The following is a 16204-nucleotide window of genomic DNA, read 5'->3' on the forward strand; positions in this document are numbered from 1 at the left end:
TTGCTGACTGACACGGCACGCCGCGACGCCCTGCGCCGCCTCCGCGCACCGTTCTCCCATCGGGAGCTCGCATGCTTTACCAATTTCACGAATTCCAGCGGGCGATGCTGAGCCCGTTGACCGCCTGGGCACAGGCCGCCTCGAAATCGTTCGCGAATCCGTTGAGCCCGCTGTCGCTCGTGCCGGGTGCGACGCGCCTCGCGGCCGGCTATGAATTGCTGTTCCGGCTCGGCAAGGATTACGAGAAGCCGGAATTCGGGATTCACCAGATCGTCAAGGACGGGCACAACATTCCGATCGTCGAGCAGACGATCGTCGAGAAGCCGTTCTGCCGCCTGCTGCGCTTCAAGCGCTACGCGGACGACACGGGCGCCGTCGGGCAGTTGAAGGACGAACCCGTCGTGCTCGTGTGCGCGCCGCTGTCCGGCCACCACGCGACGCTGTTGCGCGACACGGTCCGCACGCTGCTGCAGGATCACAAGGTCTACATCACCGACTGGATCGACGCGCGGATGGTGCCCGTCGAAGTGGGCCCGTTCCATCTCGACGACTACGTCGACTACATCCAGGAATTCATCCGACATATCGGCGCGCGCAACCTGCACGTGATCTCGGTGTGCCAGCCGACCGTGCCCGTGCTCGCGGCGATCTCGCTGATGGCGAGCCGCGGCGAGGACACGCCGCTCACGATGACGATGATGGGCGGTCCGATCGACGCGCGGAAGAGCCCGACGTCGGTGAATTCGCTTGCGACGAACCGCTCGCATTCGTGGTTCGAAAACAACGTGATCCACACGGTGCCCGCGAACTATCCGGGCGAAGGCCGCAAGGTCTATCCGGGCTTCCTGCAGCACACGGGCTTCGTCGCGATGAATCCGGAGCGCCACGCGCAATCGCACTGGGATTTCTACCAGAGCCTGTTGCGCGGCGACGAGGAAGACGCCGAAGCGCACCGCCGCTTCTACGACGAATACAACGCGGTGCTCGACATGGCGGCCGAATACTACCTGGACACGATCCGCATCGTGTTCCAGGAATTCCGTCTCGCCGAAGGCACATGGGACATCCACGGCGAACGCGTGAAGCCGGCCGACATCCATTCGACCGCGCTGATGACGATCGAAGGCGAGCTCGACGACATCTCGGGCAGCGGTCAGACGCACGTCGCGCACGAGCTGTGCACGGGCATTCCGCAGGCGCACCGCCGCGGCCTCACCGCCGAGAAATGCGGCCACTACGGCATCTTCTCCGGCCGCCGCTGGCGCACGATCATCTATCCGCAGTTGCGCGACTTCATCCGCGAGCACGCGGCGCAGCCGAAGAAGCCGACGCCGCAGGCCACGCGCACGCCGGCTTCGCCGACCACGCCGAGCGAATCGACGTCGGGCAGCGAGACGGCGGGCGCCGCGCCCGCAACGGCGGCGACGCTCCGGCTGGCGGCCGCGAAGCGCCCGGCGGCGAAAGCGCGCGCGGCAAAGCCGGCCGCCGCGAAGCGCACCGCGGCGAAGGTCGCGGCAACGCGCGTGCCGCGCTCGCGCAAGGCTGCCTGACGCCTGTCCGCCGCTCGTCGTCGAATTGCGCGCCGCTTCGCGCCGTCGAGCGCGAGCGGCGCACAACGTTTTTCGGCGGCTCGACGAACGAGCGCGACGAAAAACCGAAGCCGGCCGGGCGCCCTGCCCGGTTCAACGCCTGAGCAGATACGCGAGCAGCAGCTCGGTGTTCATCTTGATCATCTCGACACGCTCGCCGGGCGCGCTGAAATCGCGGCCGAACGTCGCCGCGAGCGTGAAGCGGTTCGACACCATGTAGTAGCCGAGCCCCGACAGCGTCACGTAGAAGCGCAGCGGATCGATGTCGGTGCGAAAGAGCCCCGCCTTCTGGCCGCGTTCGAGCACGCCGTCGAGCGTCGCGACGATCGGCGAGATCATCTCGCGGATGCGCGTCGACTTCTGCAGATAGCGCGCCTCATGCAGGTTCTCGTTGTTGAGGAGGCGCAGCAGATCGGGGTGATCGCGGTAATAGTCCCACACGAAATGCGCGAGCCGCGTGATCGCCTCGACGGGCGCGACGCCCTCGAGATCGATCGCCCGCTCGGCCTCCGTCAGCGCGGAGAACGCGTATTCGAGCACCGCGGTGAACAACTGCTCCTTGCTGCCGAAGTAATAATAGAGCATGCGCTCGTTGGTCTCGGCACGGCGTGCGATCTGGTCGACTCGCGCACCGAACAGCCCCCCTGTCGCGAACTCTTCGGCCGCCGCGAGCAGGATGCGGCGCCGGGTTCCCTCTGGGTCTCTTTTGATTTTTGGCTGATTCATAGTGGCGTTTTGCTATGTGAGCCGCGTAGTCCGGCTCGCGCCGCCGGCCCTGCGTCGAACGCCAGCAGCGTGAACGGGCGCGCCGTCGTTAAGGGACACCCTGCTATAGTCACGCGAAAAAGCGTTTTGATTATGGCACATGCGTTGTTAAGCGCAATGCGAAAAATCGGCGATAATTGTCGTTTCGAGAAAGATCCTGGCCGCATTCGAACGCCCGGCCGCCGCGCCGTGCCCGCGCGCCTCCCCACGTAGTCACCGTGACCGATTCCAAGACCCTCGCGGATCGCATCGAAGATCTGCTGCCTCAGACGCAATGCACGAAGTGCGGCTACGATGGCTGCCGCCCTTACGCGGAGGCGATCGCGGCCGGCGCCGCCTGCTACGACCAATGCCCGCCGGGCGGCGTCGAAGGCGTCGCGCGCCTCGCGAAGCTGCTCGGCAAGCCCGTGATTCCGCTCAATCCGGAGCACGGCGTCGAGCGCCCGCGCCCCGTCGCGTTCATCGACGAGCAGCTGTGCATCGGCTGCACGCTGTGCATGCAGGCGTGTCCCGTCGACGCGATCGTCGGGGCACCGAAACAAATGCATACGATCGTCGCCGAGCTCTGCACCGGCTGCGACCTGTGCGTGCCGCCCTGCCCCGTCGACTGCATCGCGATGATACCCGTCACGGGCGAGAAGACCGGCTGGGACGCATGGTCGCAGCAGCAGGCGGACGCCGCGCGCACGCGGCACGACGCACGCCTCGCGCGCCAGAAGCGCGAGCGCGAAGCGGCCGAAGCGCGTGCGGCGGCGCGGCGAGCGGCGAGCGCCGCGGCCGCGCCCGTGGCCTCCGCGCCTACCTCGACTATCGCGGCTGCCGCCGACGATCCGGAAGCGAAGAAGCGTGCGATCATCGCGGCGGCGCTCGAGCGCGCCCGCAAGAAGAAGGAAGCGCTCGCCGCGCAGGGCGCGGGCCCGAAGAACACCGAAGGCGTGAGCGCCGCGGTGCAGACGCAGATCGACGCGGCCGAAGCACGCCGTCGCCGTCTCGCCGAACAGCGCGACGCGAGCGGCAAGCCGGACGATGCCGATGCGTCGGATACCGCACGCGACGCATCGCCGACCTCGAAACCGAAGCCATGACCGCATGAACGCCAACAAACGACGCGCGATCTTCGAAACGCTGCAAAGCCTCAACCCGCATCCGACGACCGAACTCGAATACACGACGCCGTTCGAACTGCTGATCGCGGTGATGCTGTCGGCGCAGGCGACCGACGTATCGGTCAACAAGGCGATGCGCAAGATGTTCCCGGTCGCCAACACGCCGAAGAAGATCGTCGCGCTCGGCGAGGAAGGCGTCGCCGACTACATCAAGACGATCGGCCTCTATCGGACGAAGGCGAAGAACGTCGTCGCGGCATGCCAGATCCTGCTCGAGCGCTACGACGGCAAAGTGCCCGCCGAGCGCGAAGCGCTCGAGAGCCTGCCGGGCGTCGGCCGCAAGACCGCGAACGTCGTGCTCAACACCGCGTTCGGTCAGCCGACGATCGCCGTCGATACGCACATCTTCCGCGTTGCGAACCGTACGGGGCTCGCGCCCGGCAAGGACGTGCGCGCGGTCGAAGCCGCGCTCGAGAAGTTCACGCCGAAGGAATTCCTGCACGACGCGCATCACTGGCTGATCCTGCACGGGCGCTACGTATGCAAGGCGCGGCGGCCGGAGTGCTGGCATTGCGCGATCGAGCCGCTTTGCGAATACAAGCCGAAGACGCCGGCGCCGGTGCAGTGACGGACGCGGGACGCGGGTGAAGCTGCGCGCGCTCCGTGCGAATCGCTTCGTGCGCGCGCGGATGTCGTCAGACGCGGCGGCCGAGCCAGCGGTGCAGCAGCGATGAACTGGAGCCGCCTGCACGCGACGCGGCCGTCCCTTCGTCCGTTCATCCCTTCATCTGTTTCGAGCCTTTCGAGCAGGCTCGCAGGACGCGCGCCGCGCGACCGCGTGCTTCCCGCGTACCCGTTCGTGGCCGTCTCGACTCCGTCGCCGCAATCGCGGCCGCGTCGAAAACGGCAGCATGCCGCATCGTTTTCCGCCGCCTGCTCCGAGCTTCGCGCATCCGGTCAGCGGCGGCGAACGCGGGCCTCTCCGCCGCCCGTATCGCGTGCGCCCGATCACTGCGTCGATCCGCTCGACCCGCTCGGCAGAATCACCATCGCATATGCGTCGTCGACAAGCGACGCCGGCTCCTCCGACAGCACGAACCGCCGCCTACCCAATCGATAACGGACAACGCCGAACGCCCGCCCCGCGAGCCGCGCGCGTCACGCGCCCGCGATCGCCTTCGATTCCGCTTCGTCGCCCGCGTCGCCCGCGCGCACGAGCCACAGCACCGCCGCGAGGATCGCGACGCCGCCCGCCCATTGCAGCGGCGTCAGCGTCTCGCCGAACAGCGACGCGGCGAGCGCGACCGTCACGACGGGCTCGAGCGTCGACAGCATCGACGTCCGCGCAGCGCCGAGCCGTTCGAGGCCGGCGAAGAACGCGAGCATCGCGGCGACGGTCGACACGAGCGCGATCGCGACGAGCGCCGCCCAGCCGGACGCCGCGCGCGGCCAATGCGGCGGCGCGTCGAACGCGACCGTGCGCACGAGCGCGAGCGCGACGAGCGTCGCGGCCGCGGCGCAGCAGATGATCGCGACGGTCGCGAGCGGATCGACGCCGCGCGCCGCCTTCGCGCCGACGACGATGTACAGCGAATAGACGACCGCCGCGCCGAGCGCGAGCGCGATGCCGAGCGGCTCGCCGCGGCCGCCGCCCACCATCAGCGCCGAGCCGGCGACGCACAGCGCAAGCGCGACCGCCTTCGCGCGCGTGAGCCGCTCGCCGAGCCACCATGCGGCAAGCAGCGTGACGAACGCCGGATACAGATAGAGCAGCAGCGCGACGAGGCTCGCCTGCGCGTGCTGCAGCGCGCTGAAATAGCACAGCGACTGGCCGACGTAGCCGAGTGCGCCCATGCCGACGATCGCGCCGAGCGCGCGACCGCGCGGCCAGCTCACGCGCCGCCGCCGCGCAATGACGGCGAGCAGCGCGCCCGCGATCGAGAAGCGGACGATCAGGAGGCCGAGCACGTCGGCGCCGCCCGCGTATGCGTAACGGCCGAAGATCGCCATCGCGCCGAACGCGGCAGCGGACAATGCGACGTACAGCGCGCCGCGCAACGCGGCGGACGGCGCTTCTGCGGCGGAGGTCATGGCGGAAAAGGAATAGTGAAAAGGTTCGATTCTAACGAGCTCCGGGCGACCGCATAAGCGGTGTTTATGCCGAAGCTTGCGCCGCTCGCGACGCACATCGCACGCACGCCGCAGCGAGCGCAGCGTTTCCGGCGGCAAGCGCGGCCCGCTCGAAACGACGATCGAGCGGGAAACGCATCGCAGCACGCAGGCAACCGCCAGTCGCCGTGCTGCTTCGGGCGCGTGGCAACACGCGCGGGCAAGCCGCGCCACTGCTTTTCCGTTTCCGGCGTCGTCGGCCCTGTCGCGCGCCAAGCGTTCCCCCGACGCGCTTTCGGCAGCCTCGCCACAGGCGGCGTAAAATGCGCGTTCGCGCGGCCGCGACGGCCCGCCACACGCAACCCCGCACCACATCATGTTCAATCCGAGCCGCGACGACGTGCGTCGCTTTTTCATCGACACCTGGCGCAAGCAGCGCTCGGGCGAGATCCTCACGCCGCTCGAAGCGATCGCGGCCGACTGGATCGTCGAGCATCCCGAATACCACGCGGAACTCGAGGACGCCGAGCGCTCGACCGCGCACGATTACACGCCCGACGAGGGACGCACGAATCCATTCCTGCATTTGTCGATGCATCTCGCGATCAGCGAGCAGTTGTCGATCGACCAGCCGCCCGGCATCCGGGCCGCGCACGAGAAGCTCGCCGCCCGCTTCGGCTCCGCGCACGACGCGCAGCACGCGATCATGGAATGTCTCGGCGAGACGATCTGGGAAGCGCAGCGCACGAATACGCCGCCCGATTCCGACGCCTATCTGCAACGGGTCCTGCAGCGCGCTTCGCGCGGTTGAGGTCGCGCGGCCCGGCGTCGTTTCGTCGAGGCGGCGATAGCGCACACGCGCACGCTCGCCATAGTTGCAAAGGCCAGCGCCAACCGTCGACCCGCGACGGACCGCGACGCACGATTCGCCCGAGCGCATGAATCCGCCGTCCGTGCGCCCCGCTTCCACCCGCCGATCGGCGCGGCAAAGGCCGCCCCCACGAGCCGCCCCAGCGAGCCGCTCTCAACGAGCCGCCCTCAACGAGCCGCCCCATTGCGCGCCGCAAACGAACGCACGCCCGCGCCGGACAAAAAAATACCCCGCACGAGGCGGGGCATTTCCGGCGCGCGCCGCACAAGCGGCCGCACGCGATGCCGGACGTGTCCGTTACTTCTTGAACACGAGGCTGCCTTGCAGCGATTCGAGATACGCGGCAATGTCCTTCATGTCGGCGACCGACAGGCTCTGCACCTGCGCCTGCATGATCGCGTTGTTGCGACCGAGAAGCGGGTTCGTCAGGCCCATCTGATACTGGCGCATCGCCCAGACCAGGTAGTCGGCGTGCTGGCCCGCGAGGCGCGGATATTCGGCGTTGATCGGATTGTCGAGTTTCGCGCCGTGGCAGGCCGCGCAGTTGTGCGACTCGACGAGTTCCTTGCCCTTCGCGACGTCCGCCGCATGCGCGGTGCCGATCGCGAAGCCGGCTGCGAGCGCGAGCGCCGCCGCCGTCTTGAGTGCCGTCTGAGGCTTCTTCATGGATGCTCCTATCCCGGTGCTGAGATCAGCAAGCGCGAGCTTACTTGTAGGGATTGTTCTTCGAATCGGGCTTTTGCGCGGCGTAGTAGGCCGCGAGATCGGCGACGTCCTGATCCGTCAACGATTCGGCGATCGCGTTCATCGACGGGAAATGGCGATCCTTCTTCCGGTAGGCCTTCAGCGCGTTCTCGAGATAAACCTGGTTCTGGCCGCCGAGGAGCGGAACCCGGTAGACCTCCGGGTAGGCGACGCGGTAGCCTTCGATGCCGTGGCAGCCGATGCACATCGCAGCCTTGCTCGCCCCGTCCTTCGGGTTGCCGACCACACCGGCCGCCTGCGCACTGGCGGATAGCGCCGCGAGCGCCGCAAGCACTGTGGCAGCGACATGTTTGCCGACGAATTTGTTCATAGCTCTTGTAACCTAGCTTGAGGGGAAACTGGCGCCCGCAAAGGCAACGGCCGGCGCCGTCATGCCGCCGTTATACTTGTGAGGCCGCCACGCAGGCCAAAAAAACGGCCAGATTGTACCGCGTCGTCGGGGAATGCGTCCACCATGCGGCCCCGCCGAATGCGCCCCGCACGATACACCGGCCGCGCGAGGCCGTCGGCGCTTCTGACTTATACTGGGATTTTTTCGCCGGAAGCTCGCCGCCATGCGTTTCGAAGGTTCCTCGCAATACGTCGCGACAGACGATCTGAAGCTCGCCGTCAACGCCGCCCTCACGCTGCAGCGCCCGCTCCTCATCAAGGGCGAGCCCGGCACGGGCAAGACCATGCTCGCCGAGGAAGTCGCGGCGGCGCTCGGCATGCCGCTCCTGCAGTGGCACATCAAATCGACGACGAAGGCGCAGCAAGGCCTCTACGAATACGACGCGGTGTCGCGCCTGCGCGATTCGCAGCTCGGCGACGAGCGCGTGAAGGACATCGCGAACTACATCGTGAAGGGCGTGCTGTGGCAGGCGTTCGACGCCGAGCGCCCGAGCGTGCTGCTGATCGACGAGATCGACAAGGCCGACATCGAATTCCCGAACGACCTGCTGCGCGAGCTCGACCGGATGGAGTTCCACGTGTACGAGACGCGCGAGACCGTGCGCGCGCAGCACCGCCCGCTCGTCATCATCACGTCGAACAACGAGAAAGAGCTGCCCGACGCGTTCCTGCGCCGCTGCTTCTTTCATTACATCCAGTTCCCCGATCCGTCGACGATGCAGAAGATCGTCGAGGTCCACTACCCCGGCATCAAGCAGGACCTGCTGCGCGCGGCGCTCGAGAGCTTCTTCGAGTTGAGGAGCGTGTCGGGGCTGAAGAAGAAGCCGTCGACGTCCGAGCTGCTCGACTGGCTGAAGCTCCTTCTCGCCGAAGACATTCCGCCCGACGCGCTGCGCTCGAAGGACCAGAAGCAGATCGTGCCGCCGCTCGCGGGCGCGCTGCTCAAGAACGAGCAGGACGTGAGCCTGTTCGAGCGGCTCGTCTACATGAACCGCCACAACCGCTAGGCGCGCCGGCGCTGCGAGGAGACACGCGAGATGAGCCGCCGGCCCCCATCCGTCACGCCCGCGATCGAGCACGCGACGCTCGATCGCCGCCCGGCTCGCCGCGATTGCGTGAGGGCCCGCCCATGCTGATCGATTTCTTCTATTCGCTGCGCGCCGCGAAGCTGCCGGTGTCGGTCAAGGAATACCTGACGCTGCTGGAAGCGCTGAAGGCGCAGGTGATCGAGCCGTCGCTCGACGCGTTCTACTATCTCGCGCGGATGACGCTCGTGAAGGACGAGCAGTACTTCGACAAGTTCGACAAGGCGTTCGGCGCGTACTTCCACGGCGTGTCGGCGCTGCCCGCGAACGCGTTCGACATCCCGCTCGACTGGCTCGAAAAGCGCCTGCAGCGCGAGCTCACGCCCGACGAGAAAGCGCAGATCCAGTCGCTCGGCGGCCTCGACAAGCTGATGGAGCGCCTGAAGCAGCTGCTCGACGAGCAGAAGGAGCGCCACGAAGGCGGCAGCAAGTGGATCGGCACGGGCGGCTCGTCGCCGTTCGGGCACGGCGGCTACAACCCGGAGGGCATCCGGATCGGCGGGCCGTCGAACGGCAACCGCACCGCGGTCAAGGTGTGGGAGGCGCGCGCGTATCGCGACTACGACGACTCGGTCGAGATCGGCACGCGCAACATCAAGGTCGCGTTGCGTCGGCTGCGGCGCTTCGCGCGCGAAGGCGCGGCCGAGGAGCTCGACCTGCCCGACACGATCCGCAGCACCGCCGCGAACGCCGGCTGGCTCGACATCAGGATGGTGCCCGAGCGCCACAACAACGTGAAGGTGCTGATGCTGCTCGACGTCGGCGGCTCGATGGACGATCACATCAAGCGCACCGAAGAGCTGTTCTCCGCCGCGAAGGCCGAATTCAAGCACCTCGAGTTCTACTACTTCCACAACTGCGTGTACGACCATCTGTGGAAGAACAACCGCCGCCGCCACTCGGAGCGCACGCCGACCTGGGACGTGCTGCACAAGTTCACGCCCGACTACAAGCTGATCTTCGTCGGCGACGCGACGATGAGCCCGTATGAGGTGCTGCAGCCGGGCGGCTCGGTCGAATACAACAACCCCGAGGCGGGCGCCGTGTGGCTGCGCCGCCTCGCCGATCAATTCCCGCACCACGCGTGGCTCAATCCCGAGCCCGAGCGCCTGTGGGAATACCGGCAGTCGATCTCGATCATCCGCGACGTGCTCGGCGACCGGATGTATTCGCTCACGCTAGCGGGCCTCGAATCCGCGATGCGCGTGCTCAGCAAGTGACGCGCCCGCCGTCCCCCGAACCTTTCGACGCCCCTCCGGCGCATCCAACCCGACGTTCCACCGATGAGCAATCAGCCGCCCGCCTCCAACCTGTCGCCCGCCCTCGCGCGGCCGAGTTTTTTCGCCGACACGTCGGCGTCCGCGCTCGTCGCGGGCTTCGTCGCGATGATGACGGGCTATACGAGCTCGCTCGTGCTGATGTTCCAGGCGGGCCGCGCCGCGCATCTGACCGATGCGCAGATCTCGTCGTGGATCTGGGCGCTGTCGATCGGCATGGCCGTGACGACGATCGGGCTGTCGATGCGGTATCGCGCGCCGATCGTCGTCGCGTGGTCGACGCCCGGCGCGGCGCTCCTCGTCGCGTCGCTGCCGGGCGTCGCGTATGCGGACGCGATCGGCGCGTTCGTCGTCTGCGCGCTGCTGCTCGCCGCGGTCGGCGCGAGCGGCCTGTTCGACACGCTGATGCGCAAGATCCCGTCCGGCATCGCCGCCGCGCTGCTCGCCGGCATCCTGTTCGAGATCGGCATCGCGATCTTCCGCGCCGCGCAGTTCCAGACCGCGCTCGTGCTCGCGATGTTCTTCACGTACCTGATCGTCAAGCGCGCGGCGCCGCGCTATGCGATCGTCGCGACGCTCGCGATCGGCACCGCGGTCGCGGGCGCGCTCGGCCTGCTCGACTTCAGCCGCTTTCACGTCGCGCTCGCGCGGCCGGTGTTTACGATGCCGTCGTTCTCGCTGTCGGCGATCGTGAGCATCGGCATTCCGCTCTTCGTCGTCGCGATGGCGTCGCAGAACGTGCCCGGCATCGCGGTGCTGCGCGCGGACGGCTATCGGACGCCGTCGTCGCCGCTCATCGCGACGACGGGCATCGCATCGCTCGTGCTCGCGCCGTTCGGCTCGCACGGGGTCAACCTCGCGGCGATCACGGCCGCGATCTGCACCGGCCCCGAAGCGCACGACGATCATGCGAAGCGCTACACGGCGGCCGTCTGGTGCGGCGCGTTCTACCTCGTCGCGGGCGTGTTCGGCGCGACGATCGCCGCGCTGTTCGGCGCGCTGCCGAAGGCGCTCGTCGTGTCGGTCGCCGCGCTCGCGCTGTTCGGCTCGATCATGAGCGGCCTGACCAACGCGATGCAGGACGTCCGCCAGCGCGAAGCGGCGCTCGTCACGTTCATGGTGACGGCATCGGGCCTCACGCTGCTGTCGATCGGCTCGGCGTTCTGGGGCCTCGTCGCGGGCGTGCTCACGCAGGCGATCCTGAACGCGCGCCGCGCGGCCTGACGCGCGTCGATCTCGTCGTTCGGCACCGGTTTCCGGATCCGGCCTAAAATGGAGGATCCGGCGGCCGCGTGCAGCGCGCCGCCCTGCATCGCCCCGCGCCCCGCCGCGCGGTCGTCTTCACCGAACCGGCGCGCCGCGCCTCGCTCTCGACTCGTCATGACTACCGCACTCGACCAGCTCAAGCAGTACACGACCGTCGTCGCCGACACGGGCGACTTCCAGCAACTCGCGCAATACAAGCCGCGGGACGCGACGACGAACCCGTCGCTGATCCTGAAGGCCGTCCAGAAGGACGCCTATCGGCCAATCCTCGAGAAAACGGTCCGCGATCATGCGGGCGAATCCGTCGGCTTCATCATCGACCGTCTGCTGATCGCGTTCGGCACCGAGATCCTGAAGCTGATCCCGGGCCGCGTATCGACCGAAGTCGACGCACGCCTGTCGTTCGACACGCAGCGCTCGATCGACAAGGGCCGCGAGATCATCAAGCTCTACGAAGCAGCGGGCATCGGCCGCGAGCGCGTGCTGATCAAGCTCGCGTCGACGTGGGAAGGCATTCGCGCGGCCGAAGTGCTGCAGCGCGAAGGCATCCGCTGCAACATGACGCTGCTGTTCTCGCTCGTGCAGGCGGCCGCGTGCGCGGAAGCGGGCGCGCAGCTGATCTCGCCGTTCGTCGGCCGGATCTACGACTGGTACAAGAAGCAGGCGGGCGCCGAGTGGGACGAGGCGAAGAACGGCGGCGCGAACGATCCGGGCGTCGAGTCGGTGCGCGGCATCTACACGTACTACAAGCACTTCGGCTACGAGACCGAAGTGATGGGCGCGAGCTTCCGCACGACGAGCCAGATCACCGAGCTCGCCGGCTGCGACCTGCTGACGATCAGCCCCGATCTGCTGCAGAAGCTGCAGGACAGCACCGAGACGGTCGCGCGCAAGCTGTCGCCGGACACGGCGAAGGACGCGCAGCTCGAGCGCGTCGCGATCGACGAGTCGTCATTCCGCTTCCAGTTGAACGACGACGCGATGGCGACCGAGAAGCTCGCCGAAGGCATTCGCCTGTTCTCCGCCGACGCGGTGAAGCTCGAGAAGATGATCGAGGCGCTGCGCTGACGCAAGCGGGCGCAGTTCGCGGCGAGCGGGCGTCGTCGACGTGCGCCCGCCGCGCGGTTCGGCGCCGGCATCTTTTTCGGATGCCTGAATCGACGGGCGCCGCACTGCGAAGCGGCGTCCGTGCGTCGCCGAGCGGCATCGAGCGCCCGATTTGCCCATTTACCCGATTTCCCGCTGATTTCCCGCCGATTGCCCGCCATCGGCGCTGACTTTTGGGGTGCGGTTCGATCGCCGCCCCTTCTCCCAAGCGCCTTCCCGGCCCGCCCGTTGCGGCCCCTTTCAATCGTCCCGTCACCGTCATCCGGACGCACTACAATCGTCCGCACGGGCGCGGCTGCGCCCTATCCCAGCCCAAGATCAAGGAGACGACGATGCAAGTACAACCGTATCTGTTTTTCGGCGGCCGCTGCGACGAGGCACTGAAGTTCTACGGCGACGCGCTCGGCGCGAAGGTGAATTTCCTCGTGCGCTACAAAGAAGCGCCGCCGAATCCCGAGCGGCCGACGCCGCCCGAGATGGCCGACAAGGTGATGCACGCGAGTTTCCAGATCGGCGACTCGGTGCTGATGTGCTCGGACGGCGACTGCAAGGCGGGCACGCAGCAGGTGCACGACGGCTATTCGCTGTCGATCGATCCGAAGACCGTCGACGAGGCCAAGAAGATCTTCGATGCGCTGCTCGCGGGCGGCGGCGCGGTGACGATGCCGTTCGAGAAGACGTTCTGGGCGCTCGGCTTCGGCATGCTGCGCGACAAGTTCGGCGTGCACTGGATGATCAACGTCGAAGACCCGAACATGAAGAAGTGAGCGCTTCGGAAGCCGAAGCTTCTCGCGGTCGACGAACGGACGACGCCCGCGGTGCAAGACGCGCCGCGGGCGTTTTCATTTTCGCTTCCGGTCGATGTGAACCCGCGCGTCAACTCTCGACGACGTCGAGATAATCCTCCGGCCGCGTGCGGTCTTCCGCATGCGTCATCCCGAACACGCGAACGAGCACGCTGACGACGATCGACACGGCGAGATTCACGAGCAGCGACCAGACGGCCGCGTAGCCCGGAATCGCATAGCCGAACAGATGGATCGTGAAGATCGAACTCGCGAGCTTCAGCGAGATCGCCATCCACGTGCCGCAGACGAGCCCCGCCACCCAGCCGAGCAGCAGTCCGCGATAGTCGAGCACGCGCGTGTAGAGGCCGAGCACGATCGCGGGCAGCGTCTGGATGATCCAGATCCCGCCGAGCAGCTGCAGCTGGATCGCGTACGTGAGCGGCAGCCCGAGAATGAACGCGACCGCGCCGACCTTCACGATCAGCGATACGAGCTTCGCGACGTTCGTCTCCTGGTCGTGCGTCATGTTGCGATTGACGAATTCGCGGTGGATGTTGCGCGTGTAGAGATTCGCGGCCGCGATCGACATGATCGCCGCCGGCACGAGCGCGCCGATCCCGATCGCGGCGAACGCGACGCCGACGAACCACGACGGGAAGAAGTGCAGGAACAATGCCGGCACCGCGAAGTTCGGCCCGAACGCCTCGAAGTACGGCGCGTATTCCGGCATGTCCTTCACGCCCGACGCGAGCGCCATGTAGCCGAGCAGCGCGAGCAGGCCGAGCACGAACGAGTACGCGGGCAGCATCGCCATGTTGCGCCGGATCGTGTTGCCCGACGACGACGACAGGATCGCCGTCACCGAATGCGGATACAGGAACAGCGCGAGCGCCGAGCCGATCGCGAGCGTCGTGTACGCGCTGAAGCCGTTCAGGCTCGATACGTCGGGCGCCTTCAGCAGCAGCTTCGCGGGCGGCACCGCGCCGAAGATGTGCCCGAAGCCGCCCAGCTTCGCCGGAATCACGATCACGGCCGCGGCGATCGTGATGTAGATCAGGATGTCCTTGACGATCGCGATCATCGCGGGCGCGCGCAGGCCCGACGTGTACGTGTACGCGGCGAGGATCGCGAACGCGATGATGAGCGGCAGATCGCCGACGAAGCCCTTCGTGTCGAAGCCGAGCCCGCCGATCACGACCTCGATACCGACGAGCTGCAGCGCGATGTACGGCATCGTCGCGAGAATGCCCGTCACCGCGACGGCGAGCGCGAGCGAGCGGCTGCCGTAGCGGGCGCTGACGAAGTCGGCGGCCGTCACGTAGCCGTGGCGCTTCGCGATGCTCCAGAGCTTCGGGAACACGACGAACGCGAACGGATAGATGAGGATCGTGTACGGCAGCGCGAAAAAGCCCATCGCGCCCGCGCCGAACACGAGCGCCGGCACGGCGACGAACGTGTACGCGGTATAGAGGTCGCCGCCCAGCAGGAACCACGTGACGATCGTGCCGAAGCGCCGGCCGCCGAGGCCCCATTCGTCGAGATGCGCGAGATTGCCGCGCCGCCAGTTCGCGGCGAGAAAGCCCATGATCGTCACGCCGACGAAGAACAGCACGAAGACGAAGGTCGCGGTCATGTTCATTTGCCGTCTCCCCGCGGAACGCCCTTCCAGCAGTTCTTCGTCTTGAAGTAGACGAACGCCGTGATCACGGCGCTAAAGAACACCCACAGCAGCTGATACCAGTAGAAAAACGGGAATCCGAACCATTGCGGTTCGATCTTGTTGTACGACGGCACCCAGACCATCGCAACGAGCGGCAGGACCAGCAGCCAGAGCCAGCGTTTCGCGGCCCGGTTGGCGTCGGCATCGTGAGCCATGACGTCTCCTCTTCACATCCCGGTTATTGATATGTTCTGAACGGGTACGGCGGTGCGAGAGGAACGACACGACGGGTAAGCTGCGCCTCCCCTGGCGTCAGTCAGTATAAAAGTCGGAAATGCTCGGTCATACGAGGGCGAACCCGAAGCCGGCGCGCGCCGCCGCCCGCCCATCCGGCGGCGGCGCGAGCAGCCTCTTCGACGTCAGATCGTGAAGACGTCGGCGCGCTCGCCGAGAGACGCTTTCAATCCTTTCACCCACGAGCGCGCGGGCAGGCGCAGATCGGCTTCGATCAGCTTCGCGCGCTCGGTGAGCTGCGCGAACGACGCCGACAGCGCCGGGCCGGAGAACGCGAGCGCGATCCGGTTGCCGTCGTGCACTTCGGGCAGCGCGATCACGCGCTGCCCGAATGCGGCGTTCAGGTGCTTCATGTTGCGCACGAAGCTCGGATGGTCGCCGAACAGATTGATCGTCGCGATGCCCGCGTCGGCGAGACATCCGCGCACCGCGCGATAGAACGCGACGCTGTCGAGCACCGGGCCGCGCGCGGTCGCGTCATAGAGATCGATCTGCAGCGCGCCGATCGCGCCGCGATTCTTCGGATCATTGACGAAATCCCACGCGTCCGCTTCGTGGACGGTCAGACGCGCGTCGTCGGGCGGCAGCTCGAACATCGAGCGCGCAGCGACGATCACGGCCGGATTCAGCTCGACCGCCTCGACGTGCGCGCGCGGCAGGAAGCGATGCGCGAACTTCGTCAGCGCGCCGGTGCCGAGGCCCAGCTGGACGATGCGTTTCGGCGTTTCGAGGAAGAGCAGCCACGCCATCATCTGCTGCGCGTACTCGAGTTCGATGTGATAAGGCTTCGACAGGCGCATTGCGCCTTGCACCCACTCGGTGCCGAAATGCAGATAGCGCACGCCGCGCTCTTCGGAGAACGTGACGGGCGCGAAGCGCGGCTTGCGCGGCTCGTCGAGGACGGCGACGCCGTCGAATTCGTCGTCAAACTCGGCGCGGCCGCGCTTCGCGCGGGACGGCTTGAGCTTGTCGGAGCCGTTATAGGAAGACGGCTTGCCGCGCTGGAACGCGCGCGCCTCGGCGGACGCGCGCTTGATCAATCGGGTCATGGATGAATCTCGTGCTGATATGTGGCGGTTTGGGCGAACGAGAGGATAGCATTCGCGGCGAAGCGCATCGGCGAACCGCTCGC

Annotated in this window: 16 protein-coding genes; 9 read left to right on the plus strand and 7 right to left on the minus strand. The window is 67.1% G+C overall.

Translation table 11 applies throughout. The features are described 5' to 3' along the window. The first annotated feature begins 71 nt into the window (after positions 1-71). Positions 72-1550, plus strand: a complete 1479-nt coding sequence (locus tag BG90_RS02360) for a polyhydroxyalkanoate depolymerase (protein ID WP_010114461.1) — start codon at positions 72-74, stop codon at positions 1548-1550. A gap of 132 nt (positions 1551-1682) precedes the next feature. Here BG90_RS02360 and bspR read toward each other — a convergent pair whose 3' ends face one another. Next, on the minus strand, positions 1683-2315 hold the full coding sequence (gene bspR, locus BG90_RS02365) for a T3SS transcriptional regulator BspR (protein ID WP_010102371.1): 633 nt from the start codon (positions 2313-2315) through the stop codon (positions 1683-1685). 257 nt (positions 2316-2572) lie between these two features. Between bspR and rsxB the strand changes: the two genes are divergently transcribed. Further along, entirely contained in the window at positions 2573-3439 is an 867-nt protein-coding gene (rsxB, locus tag BG90_RS02370) for an electron transport complex subunit RsxB (RefSeq protein ID WP_010114460.1), read from the plus strand. Between the two features lie 4 nt (positions 3440-3443). Continuing rightward, positions 3444-4088 (plus strand): endonuclease III, encoded by a 645-nt coding sequence (nth, locus tag BG90_RS02375; protein ID WP_010102366.1) that lies wholly within the window; start codon positions 3444-3446, stop codon positions 4086-4088. Positions 4089-4618: 530 nt separating this feature from the next. On the opposite strand, the gene BG90_RS02380 is transcribed toward nth, so the two are convergent. Then, positions 4619-5551 carry a DMT family transporter gene (locus tag BG90_RS02380; RefSeq protein WP_010114458.1) on the minus strand — a complete coding sequence of 311 codons (933 nt, stop codon included), beginning with the start codon at positions 5549-5551 and terminating at the stop codon, positions 4619-4621. A 394-nt stretch (positions 5552-5945) separates the two neighbouring features. On the opposite strand from BG90_RS02380, the gene BG90_RS02385 reads away from it, so the two are divergent. Then, on the plus strand, positions 5946-6380 hold the full coding sequence (locus BG90_RS02385) for a DUF1841 family protein (RefSeq protein ID WP_010102361.1): 435 nt from the start codon (positions 5946-5948) through the stop codon (positions 6378-6380). Positions 6381-6737: 357 nt separating this feature from the next. Here the strand turns inward: BG90_RS02385 and BG90_RS02390 are convergent, their stop codons facing one another. Next, on the minus strand, positions 6738-7106 hold the full coding sequence (locus BG90_RS02390) for a c-type cytochrome (protein WP_009892353.1): 369 nt from the start codon (positions 7104-7106) through the stop codon (positions 6738-6740). Positions 7107-7146: 40 nt separating this feature from the next. After that, positions 7147-7515 (minus strand): c-type cytochrome, encoded by a 369-nt coding sequence (locus tag BG90_RS02395; RefSeq protein ID WP_010102358.1) that lies wholly within the window; start codon positions 7513-7515, stop codon positions 7147-7149. Between the two features lie 244 nt (positions 7516-7759). Here BG90_RS02395 and BG90_RS02400 point away from each other — a divergent pair, with 244 nt between their 5' ends. From BG90_RS02400 to BG90_RS02420, 5 genes are all read left to right on the plus strand, one after another. Continuing rightward, a complete protein-coding gene (locus BG90_RS02400) occupies positions 7760-8602 on the plus strand; it encodes an AAA family ATPase (RefSeq protein WP_010114457.1) in 843 nt (280 codons plus the stop codon). A 122-nt stretch (positions 8603-8724) separates the two neighbouring features. Further along, positions 8725-9900 carry a vWA domain-containing protein gene (locus tag BG90_RS02405; RefSeq protein WP_010114456.1) on the plus strand — a complete coding sequence of 392 codons (1176 nt, stop codon included), beginning with the start codon at positions 8725-8727 and terminating at the stop codon, positions 9898-9900. Between the two features lie 63 nt (positions 9901-9963). Further along, positions 9964-11181, plus strand: a complete 1218-nt coding sequence (locus BG90_RS02410; protein ID WP_025989725.1) for a benzoate/H(+) symporter BenE family transporter — start codon at positions 9964-9966, stop codon at positions 11179-11181. A gap of 156 nt (positions 11182-11337) precedes the next feature. Then, positions 11338-12291: a transaldolase gene (tal, locus tag BG90_RS02415; protein ID WP_010102353.1), complete on the plus strand. Its 954-nt coding sequence runs from the start codon at positions 11338-11340 to the stop codon at positions 12289-12291. 371 nt (positions 12292-12662) lie between these two features. Then, positions 12663-13097, plus strand: a complete 435-nt coding sequence (locus BG90_RS02420) for a VOC family protein (RefSeq protein WP_010102352.1) — start codon at positions 12663-12665, stop codon at positions 13095-13097. A 109-nt stretch (positions 13098-13206) separates the two neighbouring features. Here the strand turns inward: BG90_RS02420 and mctP are convergent, their stop codons facing one another. The 3 genes from mctP to BG90_RS02435 form a co-directional block, all read right to left on the minus strand. Continuing rightward, entirely contained in the window at positions 13207-14757 is a 1551-nt protein-coding gene (mctP, locus tag BG90_RS02425; RefSeq protein WP_010114454.1) for a monocarboxylate uptake permease MctP, read from the minus strand. Beyond that, positions 14754-14993 (minus strand): DUF3311 domain-containing protein, encoded by a 240-nt coding sequence (locus BG90_RS02430; protein WP_010102349.1) that lies wholly within the window; start codon positions 14991-14993, stop codon positions 14754-14756. Before BG90_RS02430 ends, mctP begins: the two co-directional genes overlap by 4 nt. 204 nt (positions 14994-15197) lie before the next feature. Then, positions 15198-16121, minus strand: coding sequence for a class I SAM-dependent methyltransferase (locus BG90_RS02435; protein WP_010114453.1), 924 nt, complete (start codon positions 16119-16121; stop codon positions 15198-15200). Between the last annotated feature and the right edge of the window lie 83 nt (positions 16122-16204).

It is taken from the genome of Burkholderia oklahomensis C6786, from assembly GCF_000959365.1.
GTDB classification, from domain to species: domain Bacteria; phylum Pseudomonadota; class Gammaproteobacteria; order Burkholderiales; family Burkholderiaceae; genus Burkholderia; species Burkholderia oklahomensis.